This window comes from Streptomyces sp. 8N114 (assembly GCF_052245835.1).
Lineage (GTDB): Bacteria > Actinomycetota > Actinomycetes > Streptomycetales > Streptomycetaceae > Streptomyces.
The window spans coordinates 336,829-355,270 of record NZ_JBQQBT010000005.1 but is presented as its reverse complement, the minus strand read 5'-3'; the positions used below and the strand labels follow the sequence as shown (position 1 = coordinate 355,270).

Annotated in this window: 17 protein-coding genes; 5 read left to right on the top strand and 12 right to left on the bottom strand. The window is 72.5% G+C overall.

From position 1 onward, the window contains the following. Positions 1–327 precede the first annotated feature (327 nt). Positions 328–2,277 (top strand): anthranilate synthase family protein, encoded by a 1,950-nt coding sequence (locus ACTWQF_RS14435; RefSeq protein WP_443279752.1) that lies wholly within the window; start codon positions 328–330, stop codon positions 2,275–2,277. A gap of 90 nt (positions 2,278–2,367) precedes the next feature. Here the strand turns inward: ACTWQF_RS14435 and ACTWQF_RS14430 are convergent, their stop codons facing one another. The 5 genes from ACTWQF_RS14430 to ACTWQF_RS14410 form a co-directional block, all read right to left on the bottom strand. Next, on the bottom strand, positions 2,368–3,396 hold the full coding sequence (locus ACTWQF_RS14430; RefSeq protein ID WP_443279751.1) for a 6-phosphofructokinase: 1,029 nt from the start codon (positions 3,394–3,396) through the stop codon (positions 2,368–2,370). A 299-nt stretch (positions 3,397–3,695) separates the two neighbouring features. Further along, a complete protein-coding gene (locus tag ACTWQF_RS14425; protein WP_443279750.1) occupies positions 3,696–4,367 on the bottom strand; it encodes a response regulator in 672 nt (223 codons plus the stop codon). Next, positions 4,357–5,595 (bottom strand): MacS family sensor histidine kinase, encoded by a 1,239-nt coding sequence (macS, locus tag ACTWQF_RS14420; RefSeq protein ID WP_443279749.1) that lies wholly within the window; start codon positions 5,593–5,595, stop codon positions 4,357–4,359. Before macS ends, ACTWQF_RS14425 begins: the two co-directional genes overlap by 11 nt. A gap of 73 nt (positions 5,596–5,668) precedes the next feature. Continuing rightward, positions 5,669–6,448, bottom strand: coding sequence for a lysophospholipid acyltransferase family protein (locus tag ACTWQF_RS14415; RefSeq protein WP_443279748.1), 780 nt, complete (start codon positions 6,446–6,448; stop codon positions 5,669–5,671). Positions 6,449–6,548: 100 nt separating this feature from the next. Further along, on the bottom strand, positions 6,549–7,544 hold the full coding sequence (locus ACTWQF_RS14410; protein WP_443279747.1) for a zinc-dependent alcohol dehydrogenase family protein: 996 nt from the start codon (positions 7,542–7,544) through the stop codon (positions 6,549–6,551). Between the two features lie 116 nt (positions 7,545–7,660). Here ACTWQF_RS14410 and ACTWQF_RS14405 point away from each other — a divergent pair, with 116 nt between their 5' ends. The 3 genes from ACTWQF_RS14405 (at position 7,661) to ACTWQF_RS14395 (ending at position 10,067) form a co-directional block, all read left to right on the top strand. Next, positions 7,661–8,602, top strand: a complete 942-nt coding sequence (locus ACTWQF_RS14405) for an AraC family transcriptional regulator (RefSeq protein ID WP_443279746.1) — start codon at positions 7,661–7,663, stop codon at positions 8,600–8,602. Positions 8,603–8,701: 99 nt separating this feature from the next. Next, positions 8,702–9,496: an alpha/beta hydrolase gene (locus tag ACTWQF_RS14400; RefSeq protein WP_443279745.1), complete on the top strand. Its 795-nt coding sequence runs from the start codon at positions 8,702–8,704 to the stop codon at positions 9,494–9,496. Beyond that, on the top strand, positions 9,483–10,067 hold the full coding sequence (locus ACTWQF_RS14395) for a hypothetical protein (RefSeq protein ID WP_443279744.1): 585 nt from the start codon (positions 9,483–9,485) through the stop codon (positions 10,065–10,067). Before ACTWQF_RS14400 ends, ACTWQF_RS14395 begins: the two co-directional genes overlap by 14 nt. Before the next feature lie 7 nt (positions 10,068–10,074). On the opposite strand, the gene ACTWQF_RS14390 is transcribed toward ACTWQF_RS14395, so the two are convergent. From ACTWQF_RS14390 to ACTWQF_RS14365, 6 genes are all read right to left on the bottom strand, one after another. After that, entirely contained in the window at positions 10,075–10,887 is an 813-nt protein-coding gene (locus ACTWQF_RS14390) for an endonuclease/exonuclease/phosphatase family protein (RefSeq protein WP_443279743.1), read from the bottom strand. 35 nt (positions 10,888–10,922) lie between these two features. After that, complete coding sequence (locus ACTWQF_RS14385; protein ID WP_433105739.1) at positions 10,923–11,864, bottom strand: ROK family glucokinase; 942 nt, start codon at positions 11,862–11,864, stop codon at positions 10,923–10,925. Positions 11,865–12,045: 181 nt separating this feature from the next. Then, a complete protein-coding gene (locus ACTWQF_RS14380) occupies positions 12,046–12,570 on the bottom strand; it encodes a DUF5304 domain-containing protein (protein ID WP_443279742.1) in 525 nt (174 codons plus the stop codon). A gap of 120 nt (positions 12,571–12,690) precedes the next feature. After that, complete coding sequence (locus tag ACTWQF_RS14375; protein ID WP_443279849.1) at positions 12,691–14,034, bottom strand: ArsA family ATPase; 1,344 nt, start codon at positions 14,032–14,034, stop codon at positions 12,691–12,693. Between the two features lie 77 nt (positions 14,035–14,111). Then, a complete protein-coding gene (locus tag ACTWQF_RS14370) occupies positions 14,112–14,588 on the bottom strand; it encodes an SRPBCC family protein (RefSeq protein WP_443279741.1) in 477 nt (158 codons plus the stop codon). Positions 14,589–14,757: 169 nt separating this feature from the next. Then, positions 14,758–15,519 (bottom strand): metallophosphoesterase family protein, encoded by a 762-nt coding sequence (locus ACTWQF_RS14365; protein ID WP_443279740.1) that lies wholly within the window; start codon positions 15,517–15,519, stop codon positions 14,758–14,760. 351 nt (positions 15,520–15,870) lie between these two features. Here ACTWQF_RS14365 and ACTWQF_RS14360 point away from each other — a divergent pair, with 351 nt between their 5' ends. Next, positions 15,871–17,688 (top strand): AMP-dependent synthetase/ligase, encoded by a 1,818-nt coding sequence (locus ACTWQF_RS14360; protein ID WP_443279739.1) that lies wholly within the window; start codon positions 15,871–15,873, stop codon positions 17,686–17,688. Here the strand turns inward: ACTWQF_RS14360 and ACTWQF_RS14355 are convergent. After that, positions 17,676–18,422 (bottom strand): FMN-dependent NADH-azoreductase, encoded by a 747-nt coding sequence (locus tag ACTWQF_RS14355; RefSeq protein WP_443279738.1) that lies wholly within the window; start codon positions 18,420–18,422, stop codon positions 17,676–17,678. The genes ACTWQF_RS14360 and ACTWQF_RS14355 overlap by 13 nt on opposite strands. Between the last annotated feature and the right edge of the window lie 20 nt (positions 18,423–18,442).

The following is an 18,442-nucleotide window of genomic DNA, read 5'->3' as shown; positions in this document are numbered from 1 at the left end:
CCGTTGCGCCGGTGGGGGGTGCCCCTACCCGAAGCACGCGGGCTGCGGGTACTCCCCCAAGCTCTTCGAGCTGGGAGGTACCCCCAGGCCGGTCGCGCAGTTGCCCGCGCCCTTGCGGGGCGTCGCGGTCGGATCGTCCGCTATGGTGTGCGGCATGCACGCGCTGTCGACCATGAACTGGTGGTGGCCCGCCCGCACGGCGGCCCGCCACGACGCGCGTATGCACTGAACAAGCTCAGTCACGTGCCAGGCCGCCCGAGGGGCGGCCTTTTTGCGTTTTCGCGGCCGTTCCTCCCGTACACCTCGTACACCGCGAAGGGACTCCGCATGGACCGCACCGCCACCGCCGCATCCGAACCCGCACCCGCCGCCCTGATCGAGCGGCTGACCGGCGCTGACGCGCCGCCGTTCGCGCTGTTGCGCAGGCGTACGCCCGGCCGGGACGCCGATCTCGTCGAGGTGCTCACCGGCAGCGTGCGGGAGGTGGAACGGCTCGCCGACCTGCCCGTGCGCCCGGACGGGGAAGCGGGCGCGCTGGCGCTCGTACCGTTCCGGCAGATCCGCGAGCGGGGCTTCGACGTACGGGACGACGGCACACCGCTGTCCGTGCTGCTGCCCGACGAGCGCTACGAGCTGCCGCTGACCGACACGCTCGCCGCGCTGCCCGACCGCCCGGTGCGGGTCGAGCAGGGCGCGTTCGATGTGGCCGACGGCGTATACGAGGAGATCGTGCGCCGGGTGGTCACGGACGAGATCGGTGCCGGTGAGGGCGCCAACTTCGTCATCCGGCGCGACTACCAGGCCCGCATCCCGGGCTTCTCCCGCGCGGACGCGCTGGCCCTCTTCGGGCGGCTGCTGAGGGGTGAGCAGGGTGCCTACTGGACGTTCGTCGTGCACACCGGCGACCGGGTACTGGTGGGCGCCAGCCCCGAGGTCCATGTACGGATGAGCGGGGGCACGGTGGTGATGAACCCCATCAGTGGCACCTACCGCTATCCGCCGCAGGGCCCGGACGTGGCGGGGCTGCTGGACTTCCTGGCCGACCGCAAGGAGGGCGAGGAGCTGTCCATGGTCGTCGACGAGGAGCTGAAGATGATGTGCACCGTCGGCGACGAGGGAGGCGTCGTCGTCGGGCCGCGGCTGAAGGAGATGGCGCACCTGGCGCACACCGAGTACGAGCTGCGCGGACGCAGCACGCTGGATGTGCGCGAGGTGCTGCGCGAGACGATGTTCGCCGCGACGGTGACCGGCTCGCCCGTGGAGAACGCCTGCCGCGTCATCGAGCGGCACGAGGCCGGCGGGCGCGGCTACTACGCGGGGGCGCTCGCGCTGCTCGGTCACGATGCGGGCGGCGCCCAGACGCTGGACTCCCCCATCCTCATCCGTACCGTCGACATCGACGCGTCCAGCGGCCGGCTGCGGGTGCCGGTCGGCGCCACGCTGGTGCGCGCCTCCGACCCGGCGAGCGAGGTCGCGGAGACACACGCCAAGGCGGCCGGTGTGCTGGCCGCGCTGGGGGTGCGCGAGGCGCCGGCCCGTACGCCGGGCGGTCCGCGCCCGAGGCTGGCGGACGATCCGCGGGTGCGGGCCGCGCTGGAGGGGCGGCGCGCTTCCCTCGCGCCGTTCTGGTTGCGGATGCGGGTGGGGCGTCCGGAGCGGACCGACGCGGCACAGGTGCTGGTCGTGGACGGCGAGGACACCTTCACCTCGATGCTGGCGCACCTGCTGGGCTCGACGGGGCACCCGGTGCGGGTGCGCCGCTACGACGAGCCGGGGCTGGCCGAGGCAGCGCTGCGGCACGAGGGGCCCGTGGTGCTGGGCCCCGGGCCCGGCGACCCACGCGATGCGGGCGACCCGAAGATGCGGCTGCTGCGCGGCCTCGCCGCCGAACTGGTACGCGCCCGGCGGCAGCCGCTGCTGGGCGTCTGCCTCGGGCACGAACTCCTCGCGGCGGAACTGGGTCTGGAGCTGGTCCGCAAGCAGCACCCCTATCAGGGCGCGCAGGAGACGATCGAGTTGTTCGGGCGGCAGGAGACGGTGGGCTTCTACAACTCCTACACCGCACGCTGCGATGACGAGACCGCCGCCGAACTGGCCCTGCACGGCGTCGAACTGAGCCGTGACCCGGCAAGCGGCGAGGTCCACGCGCTGCGCGGACCCGGCTTCGCGGGGGTGCAGTTCCACCCGGAGTCGGTGCTGACGCTGGACGGGGTGACGGTGACCGCACAGCTGCTGGCGGCGGCGAGCGAGGGAGCCGCGAGCGCGGGACGGGCGTGAAGGAGCCGACGGAGAGGGGACGGGCGGAGCCCCCGAGGGGGCTCCCTTCTCCGTCGTCAGCCGATCTCCGTCGTCAGCCGATCTCAGTCGTCAGCCGAAGAAGACGCCGGCCTCCTCGTAGAGCGCCGGGTCCACCGTCTTCAGCTTCTCGGTGGCCTTGGCGAGCGGGACGCGGACGATGTCGGTGCCGCGGAGGGCGACCATGCTGCCCCACTCCTGGTCACGCACCGCGTCGATGGCGTGCAGGCCGAAGCGGGTGGCCAGCCAGCGGTCGAAGGGCGTGGGGGTGCCGCCGCGCTGGACGTGGCCGAGGACGGTGGTCCTGGCCTCCTTGCCGGTGCGGGACTCGATCTCCTTGGCCAGCCACTCGCCGACGCCTGACAGTCTGACGTGCCCGAAGGAGTCCGTGGAGCCGTCCTTGAGAACCATCTCGCCGCCCTTGGGCATCGCTCCCTCCGCGACGACGACGATCGGCGCGTAGCTCGCCTTGAAGCGGGAGGTGACCCACTCGCAGACCTGGTCGACGTCGAACCGCTGCTCGGGGATCAGGATGCAGTTGGCGCCGCCCGCCAGGCCCGAGTGGAGGGCGATCCAGCCCGCGTGCCGTCCCATGACCTCCACCACCAGCACCCGCATATGGGACTCGGCGGTGGTGTGCAGGCGGTCGATGGCCTCGGTGGCGACGGTGACCGCGGTGTTGAAGCCGAAGGTGTAGTCAGTGGCGGAGAGGTCGTTGTCGATCGTCTTGGGCACGCCGACGCAGCGGATGCCGTACTCGTCCGTCAGCCGCGCCGCCACGCCCAGGGTGTCTTCGCCACCGATCGCGATCAGCCCGTCGACCTCGTACTTGGCGAGGTTCTCCTTGATCCGGCGGACGCCGTTGTCCTCCTTGAAGGGGTTGGTGCGCGAGGAGCCGAGGATGGTGCCGCCGCGCGGCAGCATGCCGCGCACCGCCGGGATGTCGAGCCGGACCGTCTCCCCCTCCAGCGGCCCCCGCCAGCCGTCACGGAACCCGGTGAACTCGTAGCCGTACTGCTGGACTCCCTTACGGACCACTGCCCGCATGACCGCATTGAGACCGGGGCAGTCGCCGCCGCCGGTCAGCACTCCGACCCGCATGGGATCTCCCTTCTCCGCGTGGACTCACCTGGACGTTGCGCCGTGTGTTCGCGGCGCAACGTCCGTCACGCTAGCGGTGATCCACGTCACACGGGATGCGGCGAGCAGTGGATTTCCTTGGGAGAGACGGGATTTGAGGCTCGGGCAATCACTCGTACGAAGGACATGCGTGCGCGGCGCCGCCCGATCTTGACCGCCTCGCCTGCTCTGGGCAGGGGATGCCCCTTTCTGCCCGTCGCAGGCTGCGGGTGCTTTGTGGCTGGTCGCGCAGTTCCCCGCGCCCCTTCGGGGCGCTCCCTCTAGTCGTCCAGGCCGCGCTCAATGGCGTAGCGGACCAGCTCGACGCGGTTGTGCAGCTGGAGCTTGCCCAGGGTGTTCTGGACGTGGTTCTGCACAGTGCGGTGCGAGATGACGAGGCGCTCGGCGATCTGCTTGTAGCCGAGTCCCTTGGCGACCAGGCGCAGCACCTCCGTCTCGCGCTCGGTCAGCTTCGGCACGTCCGGGGCGTCCTCGGCGGCCGGAGCCGGGTCGGCGGCCAGCCTGCGGTACTCGCCCAGCACCAGCCCGGCCAGCCCGGGGGTGAAGACGGGGTCGCCCAGCGCGGTGCGGCGTACCGCGTCCAGCAGTTCTTCGGGGCCCGCCGACTTGACCAGATAGCCCGTGGCCCCGGACTTGACGGCCTCCAGCACATCGCTGTGCTCGCCGCTCGCCGACAGCACCAGCACTCGCAGCGCCGACTCGGGCCCGACCAGCTCACGGCAGACCTCAACGCCGGGCTTGCCCGGCAGGTTCAGGTCCAGCACCAGCACGTCGGGGGAGGTGGCGCGGGCCCGGCGGACCGCCTGCTCGCCGTCGCCCGCCGTGGCGACGACCTCGAACCCGGCCTCGGCCAGGTCCCGTGCGACGGCCTCGCGCCACATCGGATGGTCGTCGACGACCATCACCCGGACGGGTTGTGCCTCAGTTGTCATGTTTCGGAACCCTCATCTCCACTTCCGTTCCCTGGCCGGGCACCGACACCAGCTCCGTCGTGCCGCCCAGGTCCCGCAACCGTCCCCGGATGGAGAGCGCGACGCCCATCCGGCCCTCGGCCTCCGCGTCCGCCAGCCGCCCCTCGGGGATGCCGGGCCCGTCGTCCCGTACGGTCACGAGCACCGCGTCCGGCTCGTCCTCCAGCAGGACCCACGCGTGCGCCTCGCCTCCAGCCCCGTCGCCGGCGTGCTTGGCCACATTGTCCAGGGCGGCTCCGACAGCAGCCGCCAGCTCGGTGGCCACCCGGGCGGGCAGCGGCACCGGTGCCCCCGGCTCGACGAAGGTGACCAGGGACCCGGCGTAGGAGGAGAGCAGCGCGCGGACGTCGCAGGGGGCGGCGTCGGTGCCCTCGGTGCCGTCCGTCCCGGCCTCGGCGACCGGGCCGGTGGCGGTGCGGGCCGCGCCGTCCCTGGTGAGCGCGGGCCGACGGGCACCGGTGGGGGTGCGCCCCGGCTCGGGTACCACGCCGCTGGAGACCAGGGCGCGCAGGGCCACTTCCTGTTCCCCCGCCATCCGGCCGAGCTCCGCCGCCTCGCCGCCCAGCGCCGTACCTCTGCGCTGCACCATGGCCAGCACCTGGAGAACGCTGTCGTGGATGTCGCGGGCCAGCCGTTCCCGCTCCCGGGTGGCGGCCTCGATCTGGAGGGCGCGCGCCAGGGTGCGTTCACTGGCGCGGGCGACCTCGATGACGTAGCCGATGGCGACGCTCGCGACACAGACGAGCAGCACGTTGTGGAAGGTGGAGCGGGTGATCATGCCGCGCTCCACGATGTTGGCGATCCCCACCAGCACCGAGGCGCCCGCGGCCCACCGCCAGCCGCCCTTGAGCGCGAACGCGAGGACGGGGCCCGCCACCCAGATGGACGGCAGGGTCGGCCCCACCAGGTCGTGGCCGTCCACGACCGGGGAGAGGAGGATGCCGACGACGCCCAGCACGATGTCCGTGACGAGGAACGGCAGCGTGCAGCGGTCGGCCGAGCCGAGGTTGCGCAGGGTGCCGAACGTCCAGCAGGCGAGCACCAGGAGGTAGATCCCGCCCGGCACCGGAGCGCTGTACTCCCGGTAGCTCCAGAAGAAGACGCCGAGGACGTAGAGGACGGCAAGAATGCGGTAGCCCGTCAACGCCCGCCACAGCGGCTGCTCCACGGACATCAGCTTCGGCGCCATGGTTCCCCCTACCTTCCCGCCGCGACGTCGCGAACCCGGAACGGCGCGAGTCCGGCAGTCCGACGACGGCCGGTCAAGCAGCCCTGTTGCCGCCCGTCTCATCCTGATCGGGCCGCTTCTTCGCGGCTCCCTCTCTCTTGGCGGCCTCCGCGATCTTCGCGGCCTTCGCGGCCTCCGCGATCTGCCGTTTGGCCGCCGTCGCGTACATGTCCACGTACTCCTGGCCGGAGAGCTTCAGGATGGCGTACATCACCTCGTCGGTGACGGCGCGCTGGATGAACCGGTCGTTGTCCATGCCCTGGTACCGGCTGAAGTCCAGCGGGGTGCCGATCCGGATGCCCGGGCGCATCAGCTTGGGGACGACCTTGCCGGGTGGCTGGATCTTCTCCGTATCGATCATCGCCACCGGGATCACCGGCGCGCCCGAGCGCAGCGCGACCCGGGCGAGGCCACCGGGCTTGCCCCGGTAGAGGCGGCCGTCGGGCGAGCGCGTGCCCTCCGGATAGATGCCGAAGAGCTCGCCGCGCTCCAGCACTTCGAGTCCGCTCCTGATCGCCGCCTCACCCGCGCCGCGCGCGCCGGAACGGTCGACGGGGAGCTGGCCGACGCCCTTGAAGAACGCGGCCGTCAGCTTGCCCTTGACTCCGGGCGAGGTGAAGTACTCGGCCTTCGCGATGAAGGTGACCTTGCGGTCGAGGACGGCGGGCAGGAAGAAGGAGTCGGAGAAGGAGAGGTGGTTGCTCGCCAGGATGGCGGGCCCCTCCGCGGGCACGTTCTCCAGGCCCTCCACCCAGGGCCGGAACGCGAGCTTCAGCGTGCTCCCGACCGACAGCTTCATCGCGCTGTAGAACAACCTCGACCTCCTTGGTGGGACGCACCGACCCTATCCCGCCACCGCGCCGCCGGACCCCCGCCGCCCACCGTCCGGCCGCGGGGTGCCCGTCCCGGCTCGTTCACACCTTCACAACGATCTTCCCGGTGTGCGCGTTGGACTCCATCAGACGGTGGGCGTCCGGCATCGCCTCCAGCCCCTCGAAGACCTCGAAGATCACCGGGGCAAGCGTCCCGTCGGCCAGGCCCGCGCTCAGGAAGGCGGCGGCGCGGCCGCGGAATGCCGGCTCGGTGGCGAGGAGGCCGGCGGCGAAGGTACGGACGGTGAGCGGCCAGTTCATCGACAGCTGGACAGGGCGCGCGTCCAACCAGCCGTAGAGCACCGCCGTACCGCCGGGAGCGAGCGCGTCCCCGACGGCAGCGAAGCCCGGTCCGCCGATACCGTCGAACGCCAACGGAACGCCCGCACCGCCGGTGAGGTCCCTGACCGCCGGTGCCAGGTCCTGGGAGTCGGTGTTGATCACATGCGCGGCTCCCAGCTCCAGCAGTCGCTGCCGCTTGGCCTCCCCGCGAGTGGTGGCGAGGGGTACGGCGCCCATCCGCAGCGCCGTCTGGATCGCGGCCGTGCCGACGCCGCTGGATGCTCCGGTGACCAGGACGTGGTCGCCGGGTGCCAGCCCGCCGACCTCCACCAGGCCACCATAGGCCGTCGCGTACGTCAGCCAGGCAGCCGCCGCCGTCACGGAGTCCACCCCCTCGGGCGCACGGACGAGCGCACTGTCGGGCAGCACCACATGCTGGGCGTACACGCCATGGACGCCGAAGTCGAAGTTGGCGACGGACAGGACGCGCTCGCCCGGCGCGAATGCGTCCACCTCGGCGCCGACCGCCTCGACGACTCCGGCGGCCTCGTAGCCGAGCCGGGAGCCCGGGAGCGTGGGCTGGTAGTAGTACGTGCCGGAGCGGAACATGGCCTCCGCCCGGTTGAGGCCGATCGCCTCGACGCTCAGGAGGACATCGCGCGGGCCCGGCGCGGGCAGCGGCACCGTCTCGGTCTTCAGCACCTCGGGGCCGCCGAGCTCGTGGAAGAGGACTGCTGTGGTGGTGGTCGTTGTCATACGGATGACCGTAGAGAGCCCGGCTGCGACGACCAATATCCCTGAAGCTCCGATCCATGTCCGTGCGTCTCTCACCGTCTCTCGTCATGCGCGGAAGAGTCGGTTACCGTACGGCTATGGACGTGCTGAGCGACGCGATCGCCGTCATGCGTGCGGGGCGCCCGCACTCCTCCCGTACGGTCGAGCGCGCGCCCTGGGGGGTCCGGTTCCCGGCGTCCGAAGGTGCGGGCTTCCACGTGGTGCTCCAAGGCTCGGCATGGCTGCTGCCACCCGAGGATGCCGGGCCCGTCCAACTGGGCCCCGGCGATGTCGTCTTCCTCCCGCACGGAAACGGCCACGGGCTCGCCGACCACCCCCGGACGCCGCTGGAGAACTTCCGGCTGGAGCCGGACGGCTCCTGGCCGGTACCGCACGACCCCGGCCCCGCCCGCGGCGACGAGACGCTACTGCTGTGCGGCGCCTACCAGCTGGACAAGGCCAGGGCCCACCCTCTTCTGACGGACCTGCCGCCCTACCTCCACATTCCGGTCCGCGTGGGCGCCCACGACCGGCTGCGCTCCGCCGTCGATCTGCTGGGCGCCGAGCTGTCCGATCCCCAGCCCGGTTCCGACGCCGTCGTCCCGGCCCTCCTGGACACCCTCCTGCTGTACCTCCTGCGCACCTGGTGGCTGGCTGGGCGGACCGAGGCCGCTCAGGGGCCGTCCGGCTGGGCAGGCGCACTGAGCGACCCCGGCATCGCGGCGGCGCTGCACGCCCTCCACGACGACCCGGCCAAGCCCTGGACCGTCGAGGGGCTCGGCGCACTGGCGGGGCTGTCCCGCGCTGCCTTCGCGCGCCGCTTCACCACCCTGGTGGGACGCCCGCCCCTCGCCTATCTGACCTGGTGGCGCATGACCAGAGCGGCCCAGTTGCTGCGGACGACCGACACACCGCTGCGCTCCGTCGCGGAGCGGACGGGCTACACCTCGGAGTTCGCCTTCGCCAAGGCGTTCAAGCGGGAGTACGGCGTGGCGCCCGGGCACTACCGCAGGGCCGGGGCCGCGCTCCGAGCGGGGTGACCCCGTGGGGCCCCTGGACACTGCCGGAGTACCGGACGACGAATTAGGGTGGCAGCACTCCTTGTCGAGCCCCGACCGCTGAGCCTCTGGAGGCCCACCGTGCCGCCCATCCTCCCCGGAGCCGAGCCATTCCGCCGCGACGGATCAGCGACCGGTGTGCTGCTCTGCCACGGCTTCACCGGGTCCCCGCAGTCCCTGCGCCCCTGGGCCGAGGACCTGGCCGGGCACGGGCTGACCGTCTCCCTGCCGCTGCTCCCCGGGCACGGCACCCGCTGGGAAGACCTGGCGATGACGAGCTGGGAGGACTGGTACGCGACCGTGGACCGGGAGCTGCGGCTGCTGCGCGAACGCTGTGACCAGGTCTTCGTCTGCGGGCTTTCGATGGGCGGCGCACTGGCGCTGCGGCTGGCCGCGCTGCACGGGAACGGGGTCCGCGGGATCGTCGTCGTCAACCCGGCGATGACCTTCCCCCGGGCGCAGGGGTACGTCCTGCCCGTCGGCCGCTTCCTGGTCCGCTCGGCGCCGGGGATCGTGAGCGACATCGCCAAGGAGGGCCGGTACGAGCTGGGCTACGACCGGGTGCCCACCCGGGCCGCGTACGCGCTGCGCAACTTCTTCCGCGTCGCCCGGCCCGATCTGCCGAAGGTGACGCAGCCGCTGCTGCTCCTGCGCAGCCGTGCCGACCACGTGGTGCCGGCCGCGGACTCGGCACTGGTCCTCAGCCGCGTCTCCTCCGTCGATGTGACCGAGACCGTGCTGGAGAACAGCTTCCACGTCGCCACCCTCGACCATGACGCGGAGCGGATCTTCGCCGACACCCGCGGTTTCATCGACCGGCTCACCGCCGAGCGCGAGCCGGCTCCCACAGTTCGGAGCGCCAGTGACGGGGCGTGACCCGGACGAGGGCGAGCCCCGCGACCCTGGTGAGAGCAAGTCGTCGCTGCCGCCCGAAGAAGAGGCTGCCTGGGCGGCGATCGTCGCGGCGTACGGGGACGAGCCCGCGGAGCCGCCGGGCGCGGACGGCTCGTCCGAGGTCCGGCGCCCGGACGGGGACGGTGACGGTGACGGCGAGGGGGCCGGGGAGCCGGACGGTGACATGCTCACCAAGCCGCGGCCCGCGCCGGACGCGGAACCCTCGGTGCGCAGCTTCACCGTCTACGCCGCCGGGACCGGGCCCCGCGACTGGGAGCCCGCCGAGGACGAGGACGGCGAGGGGCACTTCGAGCCGCCCGAGCCGCCGCCGCTGCCGCAGACGGACACCACGACAAAGTTTGCCTGGCTGGCCGCGCTGGGCGGGCCGCTGCTGCTGATCGGCGCCGTACTCGTGCAGGCCGATATGACGTGGTGGATCGTCACCCTCGGGGTCGGCGGCTTCCTCGGCGGCTTCGCCACACTGGTGACCCGGCTGCGGGACGGCCGCGACGACGATGACTGGGAGGACCCCGGGCGGGGCGCCGTGGTGTGAGCGGGGGCTATTCCCCCGGGACCCGCAGCGCCGCCAGGACCGGGAGGTGGTCGGTGGCGGCGGTCAGGTCGGCCGCGGTCACGCCTGGCAGCCCGCGGGGCACGCCCGCGCCCAGTACCTCGACGCCCTCCCCCGCGAAGACGGCGTCGATGCGCTGCACCGGTGCGGCGGGCGTCGAGGTGTACTCGGCGCCCCACGGCTCGACCGTCCACGCGTCCCGCAGTCCCGCCGCGTCCCGCAGCCCCTCCCCGAGCAGCCCGAACGTCCGGCCGCCCGCCCGCTCGTTGACGTCACCGGCAGCCACCACCCGGCGTCCGCCGAGCGCGGCGGCCCGCTCCAGCAGCGCCCGTGCCTGCTGCCGCCGTTCGCGGGCCTGGAGGCTGAGATGGAAGCTGACGACGCCCAGCCGCGCTGCCGGCCCGAACCGCAGCTCGGCCGTGGCGAACCCACGCTGGTGCAGCCCGGGGGTACGCGGCAGCAGCACGTCCTCGGTGCGTTCGACGTGGGCCCGCAGCGAGGCGAGGATCATCGGTCCGGCCGCCGTCGCGCCGCCGGTGACATAGGTGAGGCCGGTGCGGCGCGCCAGCCAGCCGGCCTGCTTGCGCCAGCGGAAGAACCGCGGCGCCTCCTGTACGCAGACGACGTCGGGGGCGCACGCCCGGATGACCCGGACGAGCGCCTCCCGGTCGTCCCGCAAGGAGCGGATGTTGTAGCTGAGCAGCCGGACGACGGCCGAGCCGTCGGGCTCGGTACGGGAGGGCGGCAGATCGGCGACCTGCGCGCCCCCTCCCGGCGTCGTCCCGCGCGTCTCCCCCGTCATCGTCCCCCTGTCATCGCGGCGGCCCCCCGGTGCGCTCAGCCCTGGCGGGCCAGGTCGGCGACGCCGACCATGCCGGCCTTGTTGCCCAGTTGGGCGGCGAGGACCTCGGCGTGCGGGCGCCAGCGGCTGCCGACCAGCCAGCGGCGGTAGGACTTGCGGATCGGGTCCAGCACCAGCTCGCCCTCGTCGGAGACGCCGCCGCCGACGATGAAGGCGCCCGGGTCGAAGAGGGAGGCCAGATCGGCGAGGCCGGCGCCCGCCCAGCGGGCCAGCTCGCGGAAGGAGTCGATGGCCACCGGGTCGCCCTGCCGGGCCGCCTCGCTGATGTGCTTGCCCCGGATGCCCTCGCTGGTGCCGTCACCCAGTCCCAGCAGGATCGCGGCGTTGTCCGGGGTGGCGGTGGCGCGCTGCTGGGCGTAGCGGAGCAGCGCACGCCCTGAGGCGTACTGCTCCCAGCAGCCCTGGTTGCCGCAGCCGCACAGCAGACCGTCGGGGACCATCCGGATGTGGCCGAACTCGGCGGCCACGCCGTACCGTCCGCGGTGCAGCTTGCCACCGATGATGGTGCCGCCGCCCAGGCCCGTGCCGATGGTGATGCAGACGACGTCCTCATGACCTGTGCCGACACCGAACTTGTACTCGCCCCAGGCGGCGGCGTTCGCGTCGTTCTCGATCACGACGGGCAGGTCGATGCGCTGCTCGACCTTGTCCTTGAGCGGCTCGTGCCGCCAGCTGAGGTTGGGGGTGAACAGCACGGTGGCGCGCTTGTCGTCCACGTACCCCGGGGCGCCGATCCCGACGGCCTCCACCTGGTACTCGGCACTGGCCTGGCGTACGGCGTCCGCGATGGCGTCGATCACGGCTTCAGGGGTGTCGGGTGTGGGCACCGTGCTGGTCTCGAGAATGGTGCCTTTCTCGTCCACAACGCCAGCCGCGATCTTGGTGCCGCCGATGTCGACCCCGATTGTGAGTCCCATGTGTCCCTCGGTCATCCGATGTGATCCCCGCCGCCGCCAACGGTACCGGAGCACGCCTGGGGAGAGGGCCTGCGCCTGCCCACCCCGCGCCCCGTAAGGGGCGCGGGGAACTGCGCGACAAGCCACGACGCACCGTGCACCCCGCGGACGCCAGACAGGGGCACCCCGTTACCGGAACGCGCTAGGCGCCGTCCTCGTCCTCGTCCGGGTCAACAACGACGTGCTCCTCGGCGGCCTGCTCCGCAACACGCGCGTCCAGGTCCGCCTGGTGGGAGAGGTCGGCGGCCTCCTCGACGTCGATCCGCTCGGTGCCGGAGGCACCCGGCGGTTCGGTCCAGCGGCGCTCGGCCTCCTGGACCACGGAGCGGTAGGCGTTCAGCAGTTCGCTGCCTGCTGCGGCGAGATGGTCGAAGAGCTGCGGGTTGCGCTCGACGACGGGCTCGATGGTCGCCCTGGCCTGCTTGAACAGCTGCTGCGCCACGCCCTGTGCGGCGGCCGATCCGGCAGCGCCCATCAGGGGCTTGCCGAATTCGGCGACCTTCTCGGTGACCGCGTCAGCCAGCCGGCGCAGCTCCTCGGCCGGGCTGGTGGGCGGCGGGCCGTACTGGGCGCGGCGGCGTGCCTTCTCGGCGGCCAGGTCCTCCTCGCACGCGGTGGCCCAGGCGTCGGGGTCCGGTGCGGCAGGGCGCTCGGCGGCATCGCTCATGGCGGGCTCCTACGGGCGACAGGTGGTTGCGTGGTGCGGGCCGTGCACTTTCCGACGTTACCCGAACGGCGGCACGGGGTTGAGGGCGACGGCGACGGCCCGGGGCGGGCCCCTGCTCCGTCAGCCGCTCCGCCCCGCGGGTTCGGAGCGCCCGCGCCGGCCGGGCCACAGGTCGGGGTCGGGGGTGAAGCGGACGCCCAGCACCCCGCCCTTGAGGCCCGCGCCGGAAACGCGGCAGCGGCGCAGCGCCGAGGGGAGCGGGAGCACCCTGCGGTAGGGGCCGACGCCGACGGTCAACTCGTCGCCGCGGCGCACCAGTTCCAGCTCGTCCCGCTCGGCGCCCGGCAGGGGCAGGTGCCACACCAGTTTGCCGTCCGCGGCCAGCCGGTCCTCCAGCCAGCCGTAGGCGATGTCGGTACCGGGGCCGCCCTCGGCCCCGGCGGGCGGGCGCAGGCCCTCCCCTGCTGTCCGGTCGGCGGCAACGGCGGTGCGGGCGGCGTTGGCGAGTGCTGTCAGGTCCTCGGGGCCGTGCGGGTCGCGGCCCAGATGCGGCAGCTCGCACAGCGGCACGGACTCGGCCTCGCACTTCTCGCGCAGCGCTGCCAGCGCGGTCTGCTGCTGTCCGGCCAGCGCGGTCAGCCAGGGGTCGGAGGAGCCGGTCGGCAGCAGCCGGTTGGCGACGACGGACTCCAGCGCGAGCCCGTGCAGCCGCACTCCGGCCCCGGCGGTGCGCAGGGACTCGGCGGCGAGCGGTCCGGGCTCGGTGACGAGCCGGACGAGAGTCGCCGGGGACTCCACGATCCGCTGCACCCCCGCCAGTTCGTCCGACCAGCGTGTGGCGGCGTCGTACAGCCACTGCGCGGGCATGGGGGCACCGGCGAGCTGGGCCAGTACGGGGCGCAGGGCGCGCGCGGCCTGGCGCTCGGCGGGTATGAGACGGCGCAGATAGCGGCGCAACTGTTCGGGCAGCACCAGCAGGTTGAGTCCCTCGGGCGCTGCCGGCATGTCGACGACGACGATGTCCCAGCCCTCGCCGTCCTCTCCCGTGCCGCCCGTGTGCGCGGTGTGCAGGGCGCGCAGCAGGGCGAAGGTCCCGGCGCCGGGGAGCTCGGTCAGCTCGTCCTCGTCCAGCGGCACGGCGCCCAGCAGGTCGAGCACGGTCTTGCCGCGCGACTGGAGGGCGACGGCCTGGCTGCGGAACTCCTCGCCGGAGTCGATGCGCAGCAGCCACAGGCCGGCCGCACCGGCGACGGGTTCGGGCGTGCCCGACCGGAAGCCTTCGCCGGAGGCAGCCGAAGGCCGGGCACCCGCTCCCTTGTCCGGCGCTGCCGTGCCCAGCAGCGCGGCGAGCCGGCGTGCGGGCTCCGCGCTCAGCAGCAGGGTGCGGTGCCCCTGGGCCGCGGCGGCGCAGGCGGTGGCGGCGGCCACCGTGGTGCGTCCCGTCCCGCCCGCGCCGGTGACCAGGACGGTCTGCGGGCCGGGGCGCTGCGGTTCGGGGCTGTGGGGGTCGGGGCGCTCGGGCCCGGCGCCCGCTCCGCCGGTCAGCTGCCGGCTCCGGACGCCTCGGCGCCGCCCGCCTCGACGCGCTTCTTCAGCCCGTCGAGCGCCCGGTCGATGATGACCTTCTCGGCCTTGCGCTTGATCATTCCGAGCATGGGGATCTTGACGTCGACGGTGAGCTGGTACATGACCTCGGTGCGCTCGCCGCCGCCGACCGGGGTGAGGCGGTAGACGCCGTCCAGGGAGCGCAGCATCTGGGACTTGACCAGGGACCAGCGCACCTCACGGACCTCAGGGTCGCCGATCCACTCGTAGGCGAGGGTGTGCTCGTCCTTGATGGCTCCGGCGTCCAGCAGCAGGCGCACCTGCTCGGCGCGGCCCTCCTCGTCCCGGCCGAGCACCTCGGCCTCCTTCACCTCGCCGGCCCACTCCGGGTAGCGGGGGAAGTCGGAGATCACGTTCATCACGGCCTCGGGTGCCGCGTCAACGGTGATGCTCGAGCTGGTGTGTTCCGCCATCGCCATGGCCCTCCGATATACCCGTGTCCGAAATGCCCGCCGTAGGTGGAATGACCGCGCGGGATGCCCGCCGTGGCGCGGGGAAGCGTCTGCGGTGGAAGGCTACCGCGCGGCTGTCCGGCCCGGCGCCGCGCGGGTCACCACTCCGGTCCCGAAGACCCCGGCCCTGTCACCACTCCAGCACCCAAGGCGTCCCGGTCGCGTTGAAGTGGCCGACATTGACGCACTCGGTGGCGCCGATCCGCATGCGCTGGGCCAGCGGCTGGTGGACGTGACCGAAGAGGTGGTACCGCGGGCGCAGCGTGTGCAGGGCCTCCAACAGCTGCGGGCTGCCCCGCTCGAAGCGGCGCGCGACGGTGTCGTAGCACAACTCCGGTACTTCGGGCGGAATATGGGTGCACAACACGTCGATCTCGCCCAGCGCGGCGACCTTCGCCGCATAGGTCTCGTCGTCGATCTCGTACGGCGTGCGCATCGGTGTGCGCAGTCCGCCGCCGACGAAGCCGAAGCGCCACCCGCCGATCACCACCGTCTCGCCGTCGAGCACGTTCACGCCTGGACGCGCGTATTCGGGCCACAGCGGCGGCATGTCGACGTTGCCGTACGTGGCGTACGTGGGAGTGGGGAAGGCGGCGAACAGTTCGGCGTACTGCTTGCGCACCGCCGTCTCCATCGCGGCGTCGCGGTCGAGCCCCGCCCACAGTTCCCGGGAGAAGGCGCGGGCCTCGGTGAAGCGGCGGGCGGTACGCAGGGCGACGATGCGGTCCGCGTTCTCGACGCCGAACAGATCGGGGAAGATGCCGCGCGAGTGATCGGCGTAGTCGAGGAAGAGGATGAGGTCTCCCAGACAGACCAGCGCGTCGGCGCCCTCGCCCGCCTTCGCGAGGTCCGCACTGTTGCCGTGTACGTCGCTGACCACGTGGACTCGCATACGCCCACCCTAGATTGCCGTGCAGGTCACGGGGAGGGGGAGCAGGCACCGATGCGGGGGCGCCGCAGCACGGCGCGCTCCGGGACGCCGGCCGAAAAGTGCCGTACGCCCGCTCTTTCCGCTCTCTCCCCTCGCGGCTTCCGTGTCCCCGAACGCCTCGACTAGGCTGCTATCCGCCCATCTCCACCTGTGACGCACAAGACATCTCCGCGTCACCCTCTACCCCCGCCCCCATACCGATGGGTAACGTCCGGGCCGTCATTCTTCCGGGATCGCTCGCCGACCCTGGACCGAGCCAATGGAGGCCGATCCCCGCGGCCCCCATTGGCGCGCCGACGAGGAGCAGCAGTCTTGCGCGAGTACAGCCTTCCGGCACTCTACGAAGTCCCCGCAGAGGGCAACCTGACGGACCTCATCCGCCGGAACGCTGCTCAGCACCCCGATCTCCCCGTCATGGGGCGCAAGCGCGACGGCCGGTGGGAGGACGTGACCTCCACCGCGTTCCTCGCCGAGGTGCAGCAGGCGGCCAAGGGGCTGATCGCGGCAGGCGTGGAACCCGGCGACCGGGTGGGCCTGATGTCCCGCACCCGTTACGAGTGGACGCTGCTGGACTTCGCGATCTGGAGTGCGGGCGGCGTCACCGTACCCGTCTACGAGACCAGCTCCCCCGAGCAGATCTCCTGGATCCTCGGCGACTCGGGCGCCGTCGCCTGCCTGGTGGAGACCGACACCCACGCGGCGGCCGTGGACTCCGTCCGCGACCGGCTGCCCGAGCTGCGCGACGTATGGCGGATCGAACCCGCGCCGGGGACCGACGAGAGCGGGACCGCCATCGCGCAACTCGCCGCGCTCGGCGCCGGGATCAGCGACGAGAAGGTGGAGGAGCGCAGCTCCGTCGCCGACGCCGACTCGCCCGCCACCATCGTCTACACCTCGGGCACCACCGGCCGCCCCAAGGGCTGTGTGCTCACCCACCGCAGCTTCTTCGCGGAGTGCGGGAACGTGGTCGAGCGGCTGCGCCCGATGTTCCGGCCCGGCGAGGGGTCGGTGCTGCTGTTCCTGCCGGTCGCCCATGTCTTCGGGCGGCTGGTGCAGGTGGCGGCCGTGATGGCGCCGATCAAGCTGGGGCACGTCTCGGACATCAAGACCCTCACCGAGGACCTCGGCTCCTTCCGGCCGACGATGGTGCTGGGCGTCCCCCGCGTCTTCGAGAAGGTCTTCAACTCCGCGCGGGCAAAGGCCGTCGCGGACGGCAAGGGCAAGATCTTCGACAAGGCAGCCCAGGTGGCCGGCGCCTACAGCAGTGCCCTGGACGATCCGGCGGGCCCCTCGCTCAAGCTGCGGATCCAGCACAAGGTCTTCGACAAGCTGGTGTTCAGCAAGCTGCGTGCCGTCCTCGGCGGCCGGGCCACCCACGCCATCTCCGGCGGCGCACCGCTGGGAGAGCGGCTGGGCCACTTCTTCCGCGGCGTCGGCTTCACCGTGCTGGAGGGGTACGGGCTCACCGAATCGTGCGCCGCGACCGCCTTCAACCCGTACGACCGGCCCAAGATCGGCACCGTGGGGCAGCCGCTGCCCGGCTCCGTCATCCGGATCGCCGACGACGGCGAGATCCTGCTGCACGGCGAGCACCTGTTCACCGGCTACTGGAACAACCAGCAGGCCGGCGACGAGGCGCTGGCCGACGGCTGGTTCCACACCGGCGACCTGGGAACGCTGGATGTGGACGGCTATCTGACCATCACCGGGCGGAAGAAGGAGATCCTGGTGACCGCGGGCGGCAAGAACGTCGCCCCCGCCGTCATCGAGGACCGCATCCGCGCCCACGCGCTGGTCGCCGAGTGCATGGTCGTCGGCGACGGCCGGCCGTTCGTCGGCGCGCTGCTGACCGTGGACGAGGAGTTCCTGCCGCGCTGGGCCGCCGAGCACGGCAAGCAGGACCTCAGCCACACCCAGCTGCTGGCCGACGCCGAGCTGCTCGCCGAGCTCCAGACCGCCGTGGACGAGGGCAACAAGGCCGTGTCCAAGGCCGAGTCGGTGCGCAAGTTCCGGGTCCTCCAGGAGCAGTTCACCGAGGACTCCGGCCACGTCACCCCCTCCCTGAAACTGAAACGGGGCGTGGTCGCCAAGGACTTCGCCGACGAGATCGAGGCCCTCTACACGGCGTAACGCGCCACTTCCTCCCGCTCCCCGGCCGCAAGCCGGGCCGCCAGCTCGGTGACCGCCTGGCGCGCCGCGGCCTCCGATTCGGCGGCGAGCGACCGGAGCGGCGCCATCGCCGGCACGTCCCAGGCCCGGGTCAGCTCGGCGGTCACGAAGTGCAGCTGTTCCTCCGGAACTCCGCGGTCGGTGAAGTACCCCCGCAGATACGGCACCTGGAAGTCGAGGCCCTCGCGCGGGGCACCCGGCCCGTAGCCGCCGCCGCGCGCGCTGACGACCACCACCTGCTTGTCCCGCAACCGGCTGGCTCCCGTCTCCGGATCGAGGAGCGCGCCCGGAAAACTGATGCGGTCGATCCACGCCATCAGCGCGGCGGGCACCGTCAGATTGTACATCGGCACTCCCAACAGCAGTACGTCCGCCGCCAGCACCTCGTCGATCAGCGGCAGCGTCACCCGCCACACATCCTCGTCCGCGGCGTCCCTGACCAGTGAGGCCACCTGGTCCACCGGTACGGTGCCGTGCCGCTCCACCCAGTACCCGAACCGGGCGTAGTCAGCGGTCACGTAAGGAACGGGCTCCGCCGCCAGATCCCGGTAGCGGTAACGGTGCCCGGCAGCGTCCCGGGACCGGCGCCAGCCGTCGGCGAACAGCGCGGTGAGCCGCCTGCTGACGGACTCGCCGGGCGGACTCGCGCTTGCGTCGATATGCAGCAGACACGGCGTCGTCGCATCGTGGCTCATAGCGGGCTCTCCCCTGTCAC